The organism is Halomonas sp. A3H3 (assembly GCF_000982975.1).
Lineage (GTDB): Bacteria > Pseudomonadota > Gammaproteobacteria > Pseudomonadales > Halomonadaceae > Vreelandella > Vreelandella titanicae.
On sequence record NZ_HG423343.1, the window covers coordinates 4,629,423 to 4,645,839 of the forward strand.

Annotated in this window: 16 protein-coding genes and 4 tRNA genes; 9 read left to right on the plus strand and 11 right to left on the minus strand. The window is 54.1% G+C overall.

Going from position 1 to position 16,417, the window contains the following annotated elements; genetic code table 11:
- Nucleotides 1–107: 107 nt before the first annotated feature.
- Entirely contained in the window at nucleotides 108–1,349 is a 1,242-nt protein-coding gene (locus tag HALA3H3_RS21020; RefSeq protein ID WP_009286678.1) for an NAD(P)/FAD-dependent oxidoreductase, read from the minus strand.
- Between the two features lie 313 nt (nucleotides 1,350–1,662).
- On the opposite strand from HALA3H3_RS21020, the gene amt reads away from it, so the two are divergent.
- The gene (gene amt / locus HALA3H3_RS21025; protein WP_022523504.1) at nucleotides 1,663–5,043 is read left to right on the plus strand and encodes an ammonium transporter; all 3,381 of its coding nucleotides are present in this window, start codon (nucleotides 1,663–1,665) and stop codon (nucleotides 5,041–5,043) included.
- Nucleotides 5,044–5,166: 123 nt separating this feature from the next.
- Here the strand turns inward: amt and HALA3H3_RS21030 are convergent.
- From HALA3H3_RS21030 to HALA3H3_RS26965, 5 genes are all read right to left on the minus strand, one after another.
- A tRNA-His gene (locus HALA3H3_RS21030) sits at nucleotides 5,167–5,241 on the minus strand.
- Nucleotides 5,242–5,275: 34 nt separating this feature from the next.
- A tRNA-His gene (locus HALA3H3_RS21035) sits at nucleotides 5,276–5,350 on the minus strand.
- 76 nt (nucleotides 5,351–5,426) lie between these two features.
- Nucleotides 5,427–5,503, minus strand: a tRNA-Arg gene (locus tag HALA3H3_RS21040).
- A 92-nt stretch (nucleotides 5,504–5,595) separates the two neighbouring features.
- Nucleotides 5,596–5,672 (minus strand) — tRNA-Pro (locus HALA3H3_RS21045).
- Between the two features lie 36 nt (nucleotides 5,673–5,708).
- A complete protein-coding gene (locus HALA3H3_RS26965) occupies nucleotides 5,709–5,867 on the minus strand; it encodes a hypothetical protein (RefSeq protein WP_022523505.1) in 159 nt (52 codons plus the stop codon).
- A 14-nt stretch (nucleotides 5,868–5,881) separates the two neighbouring features.
- Between HALA3H3_RS26965 and folD the strand changes: the two genes are divergently transcribed.
- Nucleotides 5,882–6,754: a bifunctional methylenetetrahydrofolate dehydrogenase/methenyltetrahydrofolate cyclohydrolase FolD gene (folD, locus tag HALA3H3_RS21050; protein WP_009286677.1), complete on the plus strand. Its 873-nt coding sequence runs from the start codon at nucleotides 5,882–5,884 to the stop codon at nucleotides 6,752–6,754.
- Between the two features lie 38 nt (nucleotides 6,755–6,792).
- On the plus strand, nucleotides 6,793–7,500 hold the full coding sequence (gene mtnN, locus HALA3H3_RS21055; RefSeq protein ID WP_022523506.1) for a 5'-methylthioadenosine/S-adenosylhomocysteine nucleosidase: 708 nt from the start codon (nucleotides 6,793–6,795) through the stop codon (nucleotides 7,498–7,500).
- A gap of 69 nt (nucleotides 7,501–7,569) precedes the next feature.
- Here mtnN and pyrC read toward each other — a convergent pair whose 3' ends face one another.
- Nucleotides 7,570–8,607, minus strand: coding sequence for a dihydroorotase (gene pyrC, locus HALA3H3_RS21060; protein ID WP_022523507.1), 1,038 nt, complete (start codon nucleotides 8,605–8,607; stop codon nucleotides 7,570–7,572).
- A gap of 223 nt (nucleotides 8,608–8,830) precedes the next feature.
- Here pyrC and HALA3H3_RS21065 point away from each other — a divergent pair, with 223 nt between their 5' ends.
- From HALA3H3_RS21065 to HALA3H3_RS21075, 3 genes are read left to right on the plus strand one after another with little or no spacing between them, the layout of a single operon-like run.
- Entirely contained in the window at nucleotides 8,831–9,247 is a 417-nt protein-coding gene (locus HALA3H3_RS21065; RefSeq protein ID WP_022523508.1) for a hypothetical protein, read from the plus strand.
- 7 nt (nucleotides 9,248–9,254) lie between these two features.
- Nucleotides 9,255–10,526 carry an ATP-binding protein gene (locus HALA3H3_RS21070; RefSeq protein WP_022523509.1) on the plus strand — a complete coding sequence of 424 codons (1,272 nt, stop codon included), beginning with the start codon at nucleotides 9,255–9,257 and terminating at the stop codon, nucleotides 10,524–10,526.
- A gap of 43 nt (nucleotides 10,527–10,569) precedes the next feature.
- Nucleotides 10,570–11,109, plus strand: coding sequence for a response regulator transcription factor (locus tag HALA3H3_RS21075; RefSeq protein WP_009286672.1), 540 nt, complete (start codon nucleotides 10,570–10,572; stop codon nucleotides 11,107–11,109).
- Nucleotides 11,110–11,170: 61 nt separating this feature from the next.
- Here the strand turns inward: HALA3H3_RS21075 and HALA3H3_RS21080 are convergent, their stop codons facing one another.
- Nucleotides 11,171–11,944 carry a 3-hydroxybutyrate dehydrogenase gene (locus HALA3H3_RS21080; RefSeq protein ID WP_022523510.1) on the minus strand — a complete coding sequence of 258 codons (774 nt, stop codon included), beginning with the start codon at nucleotides 11,942–11,944 and terminating at the stop codon, nucleotides 11,171–11,173.
- A gap of 73 nt (nucleotides 11,945–12,017) precedes the next feature.
- Entirely contained in the window at nucleotides 12,018–12,443 is a 426-nt protein-coding gene (hybE, locus tag HALA3H3_RS21085) for a [NiFe]-hydrogenase assembly chaperone HybE (RefSeq protein WP_022523511.1), read from the minus strand.
- 183 nt (nucleotides 12,444–12,626) lie between these two features.
- On the opposite strand from hybE, the gene HALA3H3_RS21090 reads away from it, so the two are divergent.
- Together HALA3H3_RS21090 and HALA3H3_RS21095 are read left to right on the plus strand one after the other, a co-directional pair.
- The gene (locus HALA3H3_RS21090) at nucleotides 12,627–12,890 is read left to right on the plus strand and encodes a GrxA family glutaredoxin (RefSeq protein ID WP_022523512.1); all 264 of its coding nucleotides are present in this window, start codon (nucleotides 12,627–12,629) and stop codon (nucleotides 12,888–12,890) included.
- A 104-nt stretch (nucleotides 12,891–12,994) separates the two neighbouring features.
- Entirely contained in the window at nucleotides 12,995–13,762 is a 768-nt protein-coding gene (locus HALA3H3_RS21095) for a VOC family protein (RefSeq protein ID WP_022523513.1), read from the plus strand.
- A gap of 93 nt (nucleotides 13,763–13,855) precedes the next feature.
- Here HALA3H3_RS21095 and HALA3H3_RS21100 read toward each other — a convergent pair whose 3' ends face one another.
- Nucleotides 13,856–14,521, minus strand: a complete 666-nt coding sequence (locus HALA3H3_RS21100) for a CoA transferase subunit B (RefSeq protein WP_022523514.1) — start codon at nucleotides 14,519–14,521, stop codon at nucleotides 13,856–13,858.
- A 63-nt stretch (nucleotides 14,522–14,584) separates the two neighbouring features.
- Nucleotides 14,585–15,283, minus strand: a complete 699-nt coding sequence (locus tag HALA3H3_RS21105; RefSeq protein ID WP_009286666.1) for a CoA transferase subunit A — start codon at nucleotides 15,281–15,283, stop codon at nucleotides 14,585–14,587.
- 164 nt (nucleotides 15,284–15,447) lie between these two features.
- Between HALA3H3_RS21105 and HALA3H3_RS21110 the strand changes: the two genes are divergently transcribed.
- Entirely contained in the window at nucleotides 15,448–16,344 is an 897-nt protein-coding gene (locus HALA3H3_RS21110) for a LysR family transcriptional regulator (protein WP_022523515.1), read from the plus strand.
- Nucleotides 16,345–16,417 lie beyond the last annotated feature (73 nt).

Consider the following 16,417-nt stretch of genomic DNA (forward strand, 5'->3'; position numbering starts at 1 on the left):
AACTAGCAAAGCATTAGATCACGCGCAAAGATACCGTCTCTATTACTGGTGCTAGCGTCTATTACTATCGGCCTAACTCGCCTGATCATTAATAAATAAAGCGCTAGTTAGAACCTATCAGCACGAAATGGTGCCATATCGATGGCCGTGGGCTGCCCCTCCATCATATCCGCCATTAGATGACCGGTGGCGGGCCCCAGAGTGAACCCCTGATGGCCATGGCCAAAGGCAAGCCACAACCCTGGATGCCTTGGCGCAGGCCCAATCACTGGCTTCATATCGGGCAAACAGGGGCGCGCGCCTTTCCAAGGGGCGTCATCGCGTCGCTCGCCCAAGGGGAACACGCTGCGTGCCACTTTCTCGGCGGCGCCCAGTTGATTGACATCAGCAGGCGCATCCAAGCGATCAAGCTCAGCGCCGGTAGTCAAGCGAACCCCTGCGTTCATCGGCGCCAGCAGGTAGCCCACCTCGGCATCCATAACCCAGAAATTTAGCTTGGCTGGCGCTTGAGGCGCGTAATGCATGTGGTAGCCACGTTTTACAAAGGTAGGAAAGTGGTAGCCCAATTCTTTTAGCCAGCTTCCCGCCCAGGGCCCTAGCGCCACGACGACGTCATCTACTTCTAACGCTTCAGCAGCGGTATTGACCTGCCAGCGATCACCCATTTGCTGAACCGACTTGATATCCGACTGCAAAATACGCCCGCCATCATTACTAAACGCTTGGGCGTAAGCCGCGACCAACCCACCTGGATCAGCAACCGTCCAGGGATCAAGCCAGTGAATTGCGCCGATAATGGTGTCACTCAAAGAGGGCTCTTTCTGCGCAAGAGCCGCCTTATCCAGTTGCTCAAACTGCACGCCATAAAGGCGCCGTGCTTCTTCGGCCTCGGTTATCCGCGCAGCAAGTTTTTCAGGCGTGCGATATAGCTCAAGCCATCCCTGCCTGCGCACCAAGTGCTCAGCGCCTGCGGCTTCAATCATCGGGCCGTGGGTTTTTAGCGAAAGCTGAATCAGTGAGGCGTATTCCGGCACGATTTTCTGGTAAGTCTTCGGCGCTGAGTTCATCCAGTAGCGCAATAGCGGGGAGGCGGCGTTGACCATACCCGCGGGGCGGTAACGAATATCTACCCGACGGTTAGGTAAAACGCTGAGGAGCGTTTTAACGTCGCGGGGAAAAGGGTAAGGCCTTACCGCTTCCCGCTGAATGATACCCGCATTGCCAAACGAGGTTTCGCGGCCAGGCTGAAGGCGATCTACCAGGGTCACCTCATGCCCACGCTGGCGCAGATGCCAGGCAATGCTGACACCGACCATGCCTGCTCCCAAAACTACCGTTTGACGCGCCATCTTGATGCACTCCCTTTTCAGCGTTTATGAACCACAATTGAAGATCTATAACTAATTGAAAAATATCACCAATCAATGCGCATTAACACAGTAGAAAACGCTATTTTATTTCTAAAAATCAGTAATTAATGCTGCCATTAGCGTTAAAAAGGATGACTTCACTATTAGCGGCATAACAATTGCTTAGTTTCTATTAGGAAACCTGAATAGCAGTCAGTTAGCACCGGTGCAACGGTTCCCCCTCCTTCCGCTTAAAACAAACAAAGCACCAAAAAGAAGCGCACTTGCACCAAAAGATACTAAGGAAAACACCATGCCTACCACGCTAAATTTGGACAGCTCGTTGCTCGATATGCTCTGGGTGCTCTGGGCCGCTGCTCTGGTATTTGTGATGCAAGCTGGCTTTCTCTGCCTGGAAGCGGGCACTACGCGCACCAAGAATGCTATCAACGTCGCTATGAAAAACGTAGCGGACTTTGCCATTGCCGTCAGTATTTTTTGGTTAGTCGGTTTTGGTCTCATGTTTGGCGACTCTCACCACGGCTTAATCGGCACAACGCTGTTTGGTTGGCAATTAGAAGCCTCCAGCCACTGGGTGATTACCGTTTTTATTTTCCAAGCAATGTTCTGCGCCACCGCCGCTACCATTGTGTCGGGCGCAGTGGCAGAACGTATGCCCTTTTTAGCCTATACCTGGACGGCCCTCTGGATAGCCTTGGTTATCTATCCGGTTTTTGGGCATTGGGCATGGAGCGGGCTTTTGGATGGCGCGGAAGGCTGGTTAGGGGCGCTAGGGTTTGTCGACTTTGCGGGCTCCACGGTCGTACATAGCGTAGGCGGTTGGGTCGCCCTGGCAGCGGTACTGTGTATTGGGCCACGCAGCGGACGCTTCAGCCACGGTAAACCACCTACTGCCTTCCCTTCAGGCAACTTACCCCTCGCCATGTTAGGCGCACTGTTTATGATCTTAGGCTGGTTTGGCTTTAACGGCGGTAGCACCCTGGCCGTTACCGAGCAAATACCCAGCATAATAGCCAATACTGTTTTGGGCGCCGTCGGCGGCATCCTTTCGGGCATGCTGATGGGGCTACGCACTCGGCGCTACGCCGACGTTATGTATGCGATTAATGGCGCCATTGCGGGCTTGGTCGCCGTCACCGCCAGCGCTCATGTGATCTCCTTATCGGCGGCATTTGGGCTGGGTGCGGTTAGTGGCGTACTGATGGTACTGATCAGCGAATGGCTGATAAGCAAACATATTGATGATGCAGTCAGCGCCATACCCTCGCACCTCGTCGCGGGCGTATGGGGTACGCTAGCACTGCCCTGGGTCGCTGACTTAACACTGATGGATAGTGGCTTGTCGCGATCCGCTCAGTTTGGCGTTCAGTTGATCGGTGTTGTGGTGTGCGGCGTTTGGAGCTTTGGCAGCGCCTGGCTACTGTTCCGCATTACCCGGCGCTTCCTGCCCATACGCGTCTCACCTGAAGCAGAAAAGATGGGCCTCAATCTCGCCGAGCATGGCGCCAAAAATGAGTTGAACCAACTGCTTGAGCATATGCGCCAGCATGAACAGCAGGGTGATATGCGCCAGCGAATTGACGCCGACCCGTTTACCGAAGTGGGCGAAATAGCGGCGAGCTATAATCGCGTAACCGCTGCCCTTGAAAGCGCCGTTGGACATACCCGCGTGATGCTTCGCAATCTCCGCGATGGCGTGATTACCTGGCAGGCAGACGGCACCCTGACCAGCCTTAACCCTGGAGCGGAGCAACTCTTCGAGGTCGACGCCAAACAGATTATTGGCCAACCTGTCTCGCAGCTATTGCCAACCCGCTCCCTCAGCCCCGGAGCACGCCATGAAATTAAACGCCGCTGCGCAGATATGCAGGTGCGCCACCTGGAAATACAAGTCAGCGAAGGAGCCAGCGGTTCCGCGTCAGAGCGCTCAGGGATGGTGCGCGATATTACCGAGCGCAAACAGCTGCAGGAGCAGTTAAACCGCGAACGCGACCTTGCCCGTACTACCCTGGCATCGATCGGTGATGGCGTTATTACCTGCGACGCTAGTGGCAACGTAACGTTTATCAATGCGGAAGCTAAGCGCTTGACCGGATGGACACTCGAAGAGGCCATGGATAAACCCATTTACGTGGTGTATCAACTACTCGATGAAGCCAGTGGCCAACCGCTAAACAACCCGGCCCGGCAAGTGCTCACTCAACTAACTCCGGTGCACTCCACCGAGCACTGCCTACTGGTCAGTCGTGATCACTCGCATACCCCCATCCAACACAGCGCTTCACCAATACGTTCGCGCAGCGGCATTACCTTAGGTGCAGTGGTCGTTTTTCAGGATGTTAGCCTCACTCGCCAGTTGACCGAACAGCTGAGCTATCAGGTCAGCCATGACAACCTGACCGACCTGCTCAACCGCCGCGCCTTCGAATCAGCACTGACTGCGCTACTTAATCGCGACGATGGCCACCATGTGCTGTGTTACCTGGATCTCGATCAGTTCAAAATCGTCAATGACACCTGCGGCCATCTCGCTGGAGATGAGCTGCTGCGCCAATTGGCGTTAAAATTTAAAGACCATGTGCGCAGCAGCGATATCGCCGCCCGCCTGGGTGGCGATGAATTCGCTTTGTTGCTACCCGATTGCGGTATAGAGCGAGCATTGACGATTGCGGAAGCGTTACGCTGCGATATTGAGCAGTATCGTTTTTCTTGGCAGGGCCATACCTTTGGTATCGGCGTAAGCATTGGTTTGGTTGAACTCAACGCCGCTCAGCCCATGCAGTTGAGCCAGGCTCTCCACGCCTCTGACGCTGCGTGCTACGCCGCGAAAGAGGCAGGCCGCAATCGCATCCACTGCTATCAGCCTGACGATCATGCATTACTGGAGAAACACGGCGAACTGCAGTGGGTACAACGCTTGCAAAATGGCTTGGATAACGACACCTTCCGTCTTTTCGCCCAACCCATTGCAGCCATTTGCGCCACTGGCCCTGGCTACCGGGAAATTCTGCTGCGACTTGAAGAGCATGGAGAGATCATCGCGCCAGGTAGCTTTCTACCCGCTGCCGAGCGTTATCACTTTATGGAGCGCATTGACCGCTGGGTGATTCGTAACACCCTAGCCTGGCTAGGGGATCAAAACCGCCATGCGACGCTGCCACCTCACAGCTTATGGGGGATCAATCTTTCAGGTGCGTCGCTTTCCGATGCGGATTTTTGTCACGACCTTATTACTCAGGTCGCCATGGCAGGCCTGCCCCACGGCACGCTCTGCTTTGAAATTACCGAAAGCACCGCCATTGCCCAACTCTCAAGCGTGAGTGAAATAATTGTCACCCTTAAAGAGTACGGCTGTCGCTTTGCACTGGATGACTTTGGTACCGGCCTCTCCTCTTTTAGTTATTTGAAGCAGTTGCCCGTCGATTATTTGAAAATTGACGGTAATTTTATCCGCAATGTGCATCAGGATCCGATTGATCGGGCGATGGTTGAGGCGATTCATGCCGTCGGCAAGGCGTTAGGAATTGAAACCATTGCTGAATTTGTGGAAACCCAGGCAACGCTGGATATTTTGCACCACATGGGAATCAACTACGCGCAGGGGTATTTGCTGGGCAGGCCTGAGCCGCTCACCCATATGGCGGGTAACCGCATTAAGGTGATGCCGCGCTAGCTACAATAAAGGAGGAGTCTAAAAGCCAGAAACACAAAAACCCCAGTTAAGGGCATACTCTCTAAAAGAAGGGGTAAACTAAAAGGAAATTAAAAATAGCAGAAGCGATATATGCTGGGGTAATGGGGTGGATGATGGGACTTGAACCCACGACCACCGGAGTCACAATCCGGGGCTCTACCACTGAGCTACACCCACCACAACCTAAAACTGGAAACGCAAATATTGTCACTGGGGTGGATGATGGGATTTGAACCCACGACCACCGGAGTCACAATCCGGGGCTCTACCCCTGAGCTACACCCACCAAAGACAATCTTACGTAGAACAAATAGCATGCGCTTGAAGATATGATTCTGACAGGTTGTTACCACTGAATTAGGTGGCACGCCCAGCAGGAATCGAACCCGCAACCTACGGCTTAGAAGGCCGTTGCTCTATCCGGTTGAGCTATGGGCGCACATATAGTATTCATATAATACGAATACCGATGAGCACTAGACCACAACTGCAGCTTGGAAAAGCAAACTACTACCTTTCATGCTAAGTGATTGGTCGGGATGGAGGGATTCGAACCCCCGACATCCTGCTCCCAAAGCAGGCGCGCTACCAGACTGCGCTACATCCCGATTTTTATCACCTTAGACGCTACCGTGCTGCCCGTCTCAAGCGAGGCATATATTACTATTTTTAATTTTAAAGTCAACCATTAAAGTGATTGTTCGTGAAGGCGCTTTGCCTGGATGCTCCAGCGTGCGAAAATTACCGCCTTTAAAGCGCTGTGGCTTGAGCGCTTTAATGCCTAGGCTATTTTTAACATTCACAGGGACTCCATTACATGACCGCCCAACTAATCGATGGCAAAGCCATCGCTGCTACTGTCCGCCAACAGGTTGCCGAAAAGATCGCTGCACGCCGTCAAACCGGCGGACGGGCACCGGGACTAGCCGTGGTTGTGGTCGGGGACGATCCCGCCTCTCATGTGTATGTCAGCAATAAGCACCGCGCCTGCGAACAAGCTGGCATTCTCTCCTTTCAGCATGCCCTACCCGCTACAACCTCACAGCATGAACTGGAAGCCCTGGTTGATCAGCTCAACAGCGACCCGACCGTTGATGGCATCTTGGTTCAACTGCCACTGCCCAAGCATCTCGATGCCGAGCCCATTTTAGAGCGTATTCTGCCTGGCAAAGACGTCGATGGGTTTCACCCCTACAACATTGGCCGCTTAGCGCAGCGTATGCCCGCCCTACGCCCCTGCACGCCGAAAGGAATCATGACCCTACTGGCACAGAGCGATATTGCGCTACGCGGCTTAGATGCCACCGTTGTGGGCGCCTCTAACATTGTAGGCCGCCCTATGGCGCTGGAGCTGATGCTGGCAGGCTGTACCACCACCGTATGTCACCGTTTTACCCGCAACCTTGAAGATCACGTAAGCCGAGCCGACATCCTGGTCGTGGCCGTCGGCAAGCCGGGTATCGTGAAAGGCGAATGGATTAAGCCGGGCGCTATCGTGATCGACGTAGGCATCAATCGTCAGGAGGATGGCACGTTAAAAGGCGATCTTGATTTTGCCACCGCCGCCGAACGCGCCAGCTTTATCACCCCCGTACCTGGCGGCGTGGGGCCGATGACCGTAGCTACTCTGCTGGAAAATACCCTTGAAGCCGCCGAGAAGCACGATTTAGCTCCCCTAGAGCACGCCTGAGTTAAACAACACCACTTTTAATGTAGGAGCATGGCGCAGTGAAGCGTATTGGTATTATTGGCGCAATGGCGCAGGAAGTGAGCACCTTGGTGAGTCAGTTGGACAATCCCCAACGCTACGAGCACGCGGGTTTTGTCTTCCATACCGGCACGCGTTACGGCCTTGAGGTCATTGTGCTGCAGTCAGGGATTGGTAAGGTCAATGCCGCAGTAGGCACGGCTATTTTATTAGAGCGCCATCAGCCCGATGCCATTATCAATACCGGTTCCGCCGGTGGCTTTGCCGCCGATTTAGCCATTGGCGATGTAATCATTTCAGACGAAGTACGCCATCACGACGTCGACGCCGTGGTATTTGGCTACGAGATAGGCCAAGTGCCGGGAATGCCCGCCGCCTACTTGGCCGACAAATCGCTGCGAGAAGTGGCGCGTAATGCCATCGTCTCGTTAGGTGAAGTCCAGGTACGCGAAGGCTTGATCGCTACCGGTGACGCCTTTATGGCTGACCCTGCAAGGGTAGACGCTACCCGTGCCCAGTTCCCTAGCATGCTTGCGGTAGAGATGGAGGGCGCAGCCATTGCTCAAACGTGCCACCTCTACCAGTGCCCCTTCGTGGTGATCCGCGCGCTCTCTGACATTCCTGGCAGTGGCGACAACCACCTCTCCTTCGATGAATTTCTGGAAGTGGCCGCCGACCACTCATCGCGCATGGTTGACCAAATGCTTAAGCAACTTGGCAACGTCTAACAGGGCTTACTAAGCGCTTGGAGCCGTCGACCGTTAAAGCGTCGACGGCGCTTGTTAAGACCTGGCTTGTTAAGACCTAACCGCCCAGTTAAGCGTCTCCCCCGCCAGCAATGGAATAATGTTCTCTCCCTGAGCGTAAGGATAACTCTCCGGCAGTGTCCAACCCCGTCGCTCTAGCGTAATGGTGTCTGCGTTAGCCGATAACCCATAAAAACGCGGCCCATTCAGGCTGGCGAAGGCTTCCAACTTATCCAGGGCACCCATTTCATCGAAGGCGGTGGCGTAAAGCTCAATGGCCACGGGGGCAGTATAGGCACCGGCACAGCCGCAGCTTGACTCTTTAGCCCCCTGGGAGTGGGGCGCGCTATCGGTGCCCAAAAAGAACTTATGGCTACCGCTGGTGGCTGCTTTAAGCAGCGCCTGGCGATGCTGCTCACGCTTTAGAATGGGCAGGCAGTAGTAGTGAGGACGAATCCCACCCACCAGCATCTTATTGCGGTTAAAAAGCAGGTGATGCGCAGTAATGGTGGCGGCCACATTATCCGGTGCCTGGGCAACAAACTCTGCGGCTTGCTGGGTGGTGATATGCTCACACACTACTCTCAGCGCCGGATGGCGTTCCAGCAGCGGTTTTAGCACTGTTTCAATAAACACCGCTTCGCGATCAAAAATATCGATCTCAGCATGGGTGACTTCACCATGCACCAAAAGTGGCATGCCAACCTTAGCCATCATTTCGATAGTGGCGTCACAGTGGGCCAAATCGGTCACCCCTGAATCGGAGTTAGTCGTGGCACCCGCCGGGTAAAGCTTCACCGCTTTGACAATGCCACTTTGTGCCGCGCGCTCGATCTCTTCCGGTGGAGTTGTATCGGTGAGATAGAGCACCATTAAGGGCTCGAAGGTACTGCCCGCTGGCAAGGCAGCAAGAATACGCTGACGATACTCAAGCGCCTGAGCCGTAGTGGTAACCGGCGGGGTGAGATTGGGCATAATGATCGCCCGCCCCATCTGCGCTGCGGTATGGCCTACCACCGCGTTGAGCGCCTCATCGTCGCGCAAGTGAAGGTGCCAGTCATCGGGGCGGGTCAGTGTTACAGTGTCCACGGCATGTCCTGTAGTGGTGTTAAGTCGGGTAAAATACGCCATGTACAGTATACGCAATTGCGCGATGGGATAAATCCGCTCCTCAAGTGCCCACACCCCAGCCCAAGTATCGTATTATGGCGGCGCTGTTTTAGAGACACAGCTCTTTCAAGATCCAGATCTAACGGTTAGTTTTTGCAGTCGTTTATAAAAGTTAGTTTTGACGCTAAGGATTCGGTTGTTTATGCAGAACGTGCGCCGCTATGCGGATATTATTGCCAGCCTGGAAGGATTGATGTGGCTAAGCCTCGCTTGGTCGATTTCGCTCTCCGTTCATATCGGCAGCACAGAACCCACTCTTGCTAGCTTATTGGTGATTGGTGCTCTAGTGGTTTTCTGCTGGGCTCATCGGCCACTGCGTTACCTGTTGCGCCGCTACCATATTCGCAAGCGACGCACCGATATGTGGATCCATACCCTGGCTCTGCCGTTGCTGCTGGCGATGTTCCTCCACATCATGCTTGAAGCGTTATTGGGTAGCGCCTGGTTGCCGCCTAAAATGCTGCTGTTCAATATATTGGCGTCGGCTGGCTGGACAACCTACGTGATGACCCTGTTGATTAAATCTGTCATTCATGGCTTTAAAGCCAAGACCAAGTAAGCCCAAAATGCAAACTGCCCTACCCCTTCCGCTTTCTACTCCCAACCGAAACTTGGTGCGGCTGACTATTGTGCGCGGCATCACCTGGACCGGTTTCTTATTGGCTATTGTGGTGGGCGTTGAACTGCTCGCCTTCGATTTACCGGTGACCGCCGTGGTGAGCGTGGTCATTTCAATGGGCGTACTCAATATTGCCACCTGGTGGCGCCTGGGCCGTCCCCGCGCGGTGACGCACCTTGAGTATTTGCTGCATTTACTTGCCGATATCACCGGCTTAACACTACTGTTCTATTTCTCGGGCGGTTCCACCAACCCTTTTATTACCTACTACCTGGTGCCGGTTACCATCGCCGCCGCCACCCTGCCCTGGCGCCATGCCTGGATCATCGCCGCATGCTCCATGGCGGGCTATACCTTTTTAATGTTCTCCTACCACCCCATCCCGCAACTGGGCCATATCAACAGTGATAGCCCCTTGAGCCTGCATATACTAGGCATGTGGCTTAACTTTGGCCTCTCTGCGGGGCTGGTAACCTTTTTTATCTACAAAATGGCTCACGCGCTGCGTAGCCGTGATCAGGCGCTCTCCCGCACTCGGGAAGCGGCCCTGCGCAATGAGCAGGTGTTGGCGGTCGCGACCCAGGCCGCGGGCACTGCCCACGAACTGGGCACACCACTCTCTACCATGGCAGTCCTCCTCAAAGAGATGCAGGCCGATGCCCCCGCCGATTCGACGCTTGATCAGGACATTAACTTATTGCGCCAGCAGGTCGACGTATGCAAATCACGTCTACAAAATTTGGTCTCCAACGCTGACCGGCGGCGTATGGCAGAACCCGAAGTGCTCGATGCAGAAGTGTGGTTAGCGGGGGTTGTTCAGCGCTGGTTGGTGCTCCGTCCTGATGTGAGCCATCAGTTCGATGTGGCAGAGAAACGCGGAAGACCTTGGCTGGCCGTCGATGCCACGCTCGACCAAGCATTGACCAATTTGCTCAATAACGCCGCTGACGCCAATCCTGAGCACATTGCCATACGCTTAGACTGGCAGAGTGAGAGCGTGGTGATCGATATTCGTGACCATGGCCCAGGTGTCGCCATGTCGATCGCCGACCAGTTGGGTGAGACGTTTATTTCGACTAAAAGCAAAGGCATGGGCATCGGCTTGTTTTTAACCCATGCCACCATCAATCGCTTTGGTGGTGGTGTAAGCCTGTATAATCACCCGGAAGGGGGTACGCTAACGGAAGTCACGCTGCCCCGCTGCGCAGCGCCAACTTAATCGCGCCCGCCCCAAGCACCGCCAGTTATGGATTGAGGACAACATGCAAACGCGAGAGCAACGCCTGCTAATCATAGATGACGATGAAATGTTTTGTCATGTGCTGAACCGTGCCCTTACGCGCCGCGGTTACGACGTTATAGTTGCCCACGATGCCGAGCAGGCCCTGACCATGGCCGCGCAGCATTCACCCACCATGGCGACCCTTGATTTAAAACTGGAAAACAGCTCAGGTTTAAAACTGCTTCCGGAGCTGCTTGCCACCGTGCCCCAGTGTCGCATTGTGGTGCTGACCGGCTACTCCAGCATTGCCACCGCAGTGGAGGCGATTAAGCTCGGCGCGGTTAACTACCTGTGTAAGCCGGTGGATGCCGACGATGTATTAACCGCATTCGAGCGCCAAAGCGGTGACCCGGATATTGAGCTTGCAGACAATCCGCCATCGATTAACCGCATCACCTGGGAGCATATTCAGAAAGTGCTGCAGGAGCACGACGGCAATATATCCGCCACCGCACGAGCGCTGGGCATGCACCGCCGCACCCTGCAGCGCAAACTACAAAAACGCCCCGTACGTCGTTAAAGCCTGCAACAAAGCACCCCGCCAACCACATCAAGGTCACTGGCGGGGCCAAACTGATTAATTAATGCGCCGTCCAGCCTAAATCGATATTAAAGCTTGAGCCAGTCACAGCACCGGCTGCGTCGGATGCCAGATAAGCGACTAATTGCGCCACCTCTTCAGGTTCGATCAAGCGCTTGATGGCCGCCTGTTTGAGCATGACTTTCTCGATGACCTCCTGCTCATCCATACCGTGCAATTTAGCCTGGTCGGCGATTTGGTTGTCCACTAACGGGGTTTTCACATAGGCAGGACATACCGCATTCGCGGTGATGCCTTGTTCACCGCCCTCTAGCGCCGCCGTTTTGGTCAAACCAATCATGCCGTGTTTGGCACTGATGTACGCCGCCTTCCCTGGTGAAGCCACCTGAGCGTGTATCGAGGCCACGTTAACGATGCGTCCCCAACCCTTTTCACGCATATGCGGCCAAGCCGCCTGTGTTAGTAAGAAAGGCGCCGTTAGCATCAAGTCCATAATCTGACGCCACTTTTCCTCGGGGAAGGTCTCAATCGGGGCAACGTGCTGAATCCCAGCGTTATTGACCAATATATCAACACCGCCAAAGCGCTTGACCGCATCCGCCACCGCCGCACGGCAGGCGTCGGGATCGGTTAGATCCGCCTCAAAGAACGCCGCGCCGGATTTTTCAGCGACCGCCTTACCCGCCGGATTAAAATCGACGGCAAGCACTTGATGACCTAATTCGCAAAAGTGCTTAACCACAGCGGCACCGATCCCGCTGCTAGTACCGGTTACCAGCGCAACTCGCGGTGTTGTAACGGCTTGGGAAGTCATGGGTAATTTCCTTTTTCACTGCGTGGATGGAAGATACTGTTTGTAGAAATCCTGACAGTATAGCTGGCTGCACTTAGGCGTTGAGCCCTTCATCGGGTTGCATTAAACGCGCCATCATTTGCTGCGCCAGCCTCGCGGCCTCCTGCATGCTCTCCAGCTCGCTTAAATCTCGCAAAATGGCGCGCTTATAGAGTCCGTAGCCGCCTGGCAAGCGCTCAAGAGATAGTGGGTATGTGCCTGAAGGCAGAGAAAGCGTAAGCGTATCCGCCAGAGTCTCGGTCAGCAGGGAGTGGTCAGGCACTGCAACCAGCCACAGCTCGCAGGGCGTAATCAACGCCCCCACCATGTGCTTAGCGCCATGATGCTGGAAGCATAGCGCATCAACCCCTAAACGCGGGTTCCAGTCACTTTTTCGTTTAATGGATGGCAAGTGCCTATCTCGGTACGCTTTCGACAGATCAGTAAGAAAGGTGTATTCGTCAGCGGTGAGCGTTTGCATAGGCTTGTTGGTTTTCCCAGGTGATAACGGACATTAATGGTTCGTGTAGCGAGCTACTATTGGCGAAACGAGCTCTGCTCAGCCACAATGGGCGCGAATTTATCGCTTAGCCAAACGGCTATTTACCCTTCAGTTACTGTCTACCTGATAACTTACTCAGTTTATCGTAAAGGAGCACCACCTATGTTCGTGGTTATTTTTGGTCGGATGTCATGTCCTTTCTGCGTACGCGCAAAACAGCTGGCCGAGCATTTGGAAAAAGTCGGAAAAATTGAAGGCTATCGCTATGTGGATATGCCCTCTGAAGGCGTCACTAAAGAAGATATCGCCAAAACAGCGGGTAAACCCATTCACACTGTCCCGCAGGTATTTGTCGATCAAACCCATGTAGGCGGCTTTACTGAATTTGATCAGTTTGTCCGCGATCAACAGCTACTTGCCGTTTAACCGCTCGTTAATAGCCGTTGAACCCTTGCTTACCCCGCTTGCCTATACTGAGCAGTTATTTAATGGCTCACGCTAGGTGTGCCACTTTAGGCAAGGAGTTCACCATGCAGCGTCAGGAGTTCGTTCAGCAGCTGTGGCTTGACTATGTACATACCCATCCCGACATCGGCGCCCTTAGACTTTGGCCACTATCAACGGCGGCTGAATATTTAACGCTGGTAACGCTCAATTACGGGCCCTTTGCCGCTGCCGCGCTTACCGGCAATTTAGCTCATATGGGCTATCGCGTCATGGGCCATTACGCCATGGCCGATAAAGGCCTATTAGTGCAACTACTCGCGCCAAGCGACGGCAGTAGTTGGCTGGTGCTGGCAGAACTGCAAATAGGCACATTGTCCAAGGCGCCCCGGGAAGCCATTGAAGGGCTGGTGCAACAATCTCACCCTCAGGATTGCAAGGGGCATAATTTGCTCTGCCGCGGTCGCCCCTGGCCGATGCCTAGCTGGGCGCTTTATCAACAGCTACAGCAAGCTCACCCCTTGGCTGCCTGGATAGCGGTGATGGGCCCTCGATTGCATCACGCTGGCTTTGATTGTGGGCAGTTGGGGGAGCCCTTGAAAACGCTGGATCAACGCCTAAGTGAAGTGGGCATGCCAAGCCTTGAGGGCCAGCAAAACGGTGTCTTCACGGTATCATCACTGCTTGATCACCGCTTCTACCCCACCACACCACAGAAAACAGTCTTCGCCAATGGCGATGAACATCGCCTCTGCCTAGGCGGCCTGGCGTTAGCCCAAAAGCACGTTGAAGATAATCACGAGCATATTGCCGATTTACTGCTACCCCACCATACGCGCTGTGAAATGGCCTGAGACGCTAGCAGTAATGGCGCTAGCGTCTCACTGTGCAGTTTATTTAACCCTCTAACCTTCGGCTGTTTATCATTCGGGCTAATGGGAGCGTACTTACTCGGCATCAAACGTCATTTCGGGAACATGGTCAGGCACAATCAGTTTGCCCGCCGTCTTCTCGACGATTTCCTCAACGCTTACGCCCGGAGCGCGCTCCTTGAGAATAAAGGCACCGTCTTTGATTTCAAGATAAGCTAAATCTGTCAACACGCGGTTAATGCAGCCTGCGCCGGTCAGCGGTAGTTCGCATTTTTCCAATAGCTTGGATTCGCCGTGCTTAGAGGCATGGGTCATAGTGCAAATGATATTGTCGGCACCGGCAACGAGATCCATGGCACCGCCCATGCCTTTGATCAACTTCCCTGGAATCATCCAGGACGCGATATTGCCCTGCTGATCCACCTCGAAAGCCCCCAGCACGGTGAGATCCACGTGGCCACCACGAATCATCGCAAATGATTCTGCGGAAGAAAAAATCGCTGCGCCTGGGCGCGCCGTCACCGTCTCTTTACCCGCATTAATCATATCTGGATCAAGTTCGTCTTCGGTGGGGTAGCGGCCCATCCCCAGCAGACCGTTCTCGGATTGCAGCATGACATCGATGCCATCCGGAATATAGTTGGCAACCAGGGTGGGAATACCAATGCCCAGGTTGACGTAAAAACCATCTTGAAGTTCGCGGGCGACACGCTGAGCCATCTGTTCTCGTGTTAAAGCCATGGTGACTTCCTCTTGTTGAATCGTTAAATGAGAAGCTAGTGTTGCGTTTGAAGGCGCGGCGTATTAGCTGCGCACCGTGCGTTTCTCTATCCGCTTTTCAAACGTGCCTTGAATAATCCGATCCACATAAATTCCTGGGGTATGGATCTGGCTAGGCTCAAGCTCACCCGGTTCAACGATCTCTTCAACTTCCACCACGGTAATTTTCCCCGCCGTGGCGGCCATGGGGTTAAAATTCTGCGCCGTATGGCGATACATTACATTGCCATAGCGATCCGCCTTCCAGCCTTTCACTATGGCAAAATCACCTACAATGGCTTCTTCTAAAATACAGTGTCGGCCATTAAACTCGCGAACCTCTTTCCCCTCACCAATCGGCGTGCCGTAACCGGTAGCGGTGTAAAAGGCGGGAATACCAGCGCCGCCTGCGCGCATTTTTTCCGCCAATGTGCCTTGAGGCGTTAACACCACTTCAATCTCATCGTTGAGCATTTGCTTCTCAAACAGGGCATTCTCACCTACGTAAGAGGCCAGAATCTTACTGATTTGGCGGTCTTCAAGCAGTATTCCCAAGCCAAAACCATCGACACCGCAATTATTGGATACCACGGTAAGGTCAGTGACGCCGCGTCGCTTGATCTCGGCAATCAGGTTTTCGGGAATACCGCAGAGCCCGAAGCCACCGGCGATGACGGTCATACCGCTTTCGATGCCTTCCATAGCCTCTTCGTAGGAAGCTACACGCTTATCGAATCCTGCCATTGTTGTGCCTCACATTGTTGTTGATGATCAGTGTTATCGTAGATGAGTGCTGTCAAAAATTCGCGAACTGAAGCTTACGATAGTGCCAGTGTTGTGCGAGATGATATATTTGTTAAGTTTGTTTTTCTTATCAATTTATTTTTTAAACTTATAAAAGGTGCTTTATGACCGTCAAACAGCTGCGCGCCTTTCTGGCGGTCGCCCAAACCCTCAGCTTTACTCAAGCCTGCGAGCGCCTGCATTTATCCCAACCAGCGCTAAGCCTGGCAATTAAAGGCCTGGAAGAGTCCCTGGGTGGCAAACTGCTGATTCGTAGCACCCGCAGCGTCAGATTAACCCCAGAAGGCGAGTCGCTACTACCGCTAGCCAAACATCTGCTGGCCCAGTGGGACAATACCGAGGAGCGTTTGCGCCAGCGCTTCACCCTCCAGCTGGGGCGCCTTAGCGTGGCGGCGATGCCCGCCTTTGCCGGTAACTTACTCCCTGCGGCGCTGGTTAAATTTCGCCAACAGTACCCCAAAATCAACATAACCGTGCACGATGTCATCAACGAGGAGGTTACCGCCATGGTGCGCTCCCGACAGGTAGAGATGGGGATCGCTTTTTCTCCGGAGGGTACCGGCAGCCTGCTCTTTACGCCGCTGTTTGAAGACCATTTTGTGGCGGTCGTGCCGACTGGCTCTCCGTTAACCCAGAACACCCAGCTCGCCTGGTCGACGCTGCTAAGCTACGATTTCATTACTCTTCAGCGCCCCTCCATGGTACGTCGTTTATTGGAACAGGAGCTGAGCAAACAGGATATGGAGCTCACTGTGGCCTTTGAAAGCCACCAGCTCTCCACCGTGGGGCGGATGGTTGCCGACGGTCTGGGCGTCAGCGCTGTGCCTTCCATGTGCATTCGTCAAATGCATGAACTGGGCGCTCGCTGCATACCGCTGACAGCGCCCGCTATCTCCTGCCGGGTCGGCATTTTGACTCACCAAGAGCTCTCCGTAGCCACCCATGCACTGCGCACCGTTCTCTTGAACACCGTCCAAGCCCCTTCACTGCCGCTCGCCTAAAACATCATCAAGCTAATGAATTGCTGTAGGTTTCTGCTGGGCAGCGTGGCTAGGATCATTTAGCATTCAGTAT

What these genes read in the sequence shown, in the direction of transcription:
- HALA3H3_RS21020 (WP_009286678.1), bottom strand. Translation starts at nt 1,349, where the DNA reads ATGGCGCGTCAAACGGTAGTTTTGGGAGCAGGCATGGTCGGTGTCAGC.
- amt (WP_022523504.1), top strand. Translation starts at nt 1,663, where the DNA reads ATGCCTACCACGCTAAATTTGGACAGCTCGTTGCTCGATATGCTCTGG.
- folD (WP_009286677.1), top strand. Translation starts at nt 5,882, where the DNA reads ATGACCGCCCAACTAATCGATGGCAAAGCCATCGCTGCTACTGTCCGC.
- HALA3H3_RS21065 (WP_022523508.1), top strand. Translation starts at nt 8,831, where the DNA reads ATGCAGAACGTGCGCCGCTATGCGGATATTATTGCCAGCCTGGAAGGA.
- HALA3H3_RS21070 (WP_022523509.1), top strand. Translation starts at nt 9,255, where the DNA reads ATGCAAACTGCCCTACCCCTTCCGCTTTCTACTCCCAACCGAAACTTG.
- HALA3H3_RS21075 (WP_009286672.1), top strand. Translation starts at nt 10,570, where the DNA reads ATGCAAACGCGAGAGCAACGCCTGCTAATCATAGATGACGATGAAATG.
- HALA3H3_RS21080 (WP_022523510.1), bottom strand. Translation starts at nt 11,944, where the DNA reads ATGACTTCCCAAGCCGTTACAACACCGCGAGTTGCGCTGGTAACCGGT.
- hybE (WP_022523511.1), bottom strand. Translation starts at nt 12,443, where the DNA reads ATGCAAACGCTCACCGCTGACGAATACACCTTTCTTACTGATCTGTCG.
- HALA3H3_RS21090 (WP_022523512.1), top strand. Translation starts at nt 12,627, where the DNA reads ATGTTCGTGGTTATTTTTGGTCGGATGTCATGTCCTTTCTGCGTACGC.
- HALA3H3_RS21095 (WP_022523513.1), top strand. Translation starts at nt 12,995, where the DNA reads ATGCAGCGTCAGGAGTTCGTTCAGCAGCTGTGGCTTGACTATGTACAT.
- HALA3H3_RS21100 (WP_022523514.1), bottom strand. Translation starts at nt 14,521, where the DNA reads ATGGCTTTAACACGAGAACAGATGGCTCAGCGTGTCGCCCGCGAACTT.
- HALA3H3_RS21105 (WP_009286666.1), bottom strand. Translation starts at nt 15,283, where the DNA reads ATGGCAGGATTCGATAAGCGTGTAGCTTCCTACGAAGAGGCTATGGAA.
- HALA3H3_RS21110 (WP_022523515.1), top strand. Translation starts at nt 15,448, where the DNA reads ATGACCGTCAAACAGCTGCGCGCCTTTCTGGCGGTCGCCCAAACCCTC.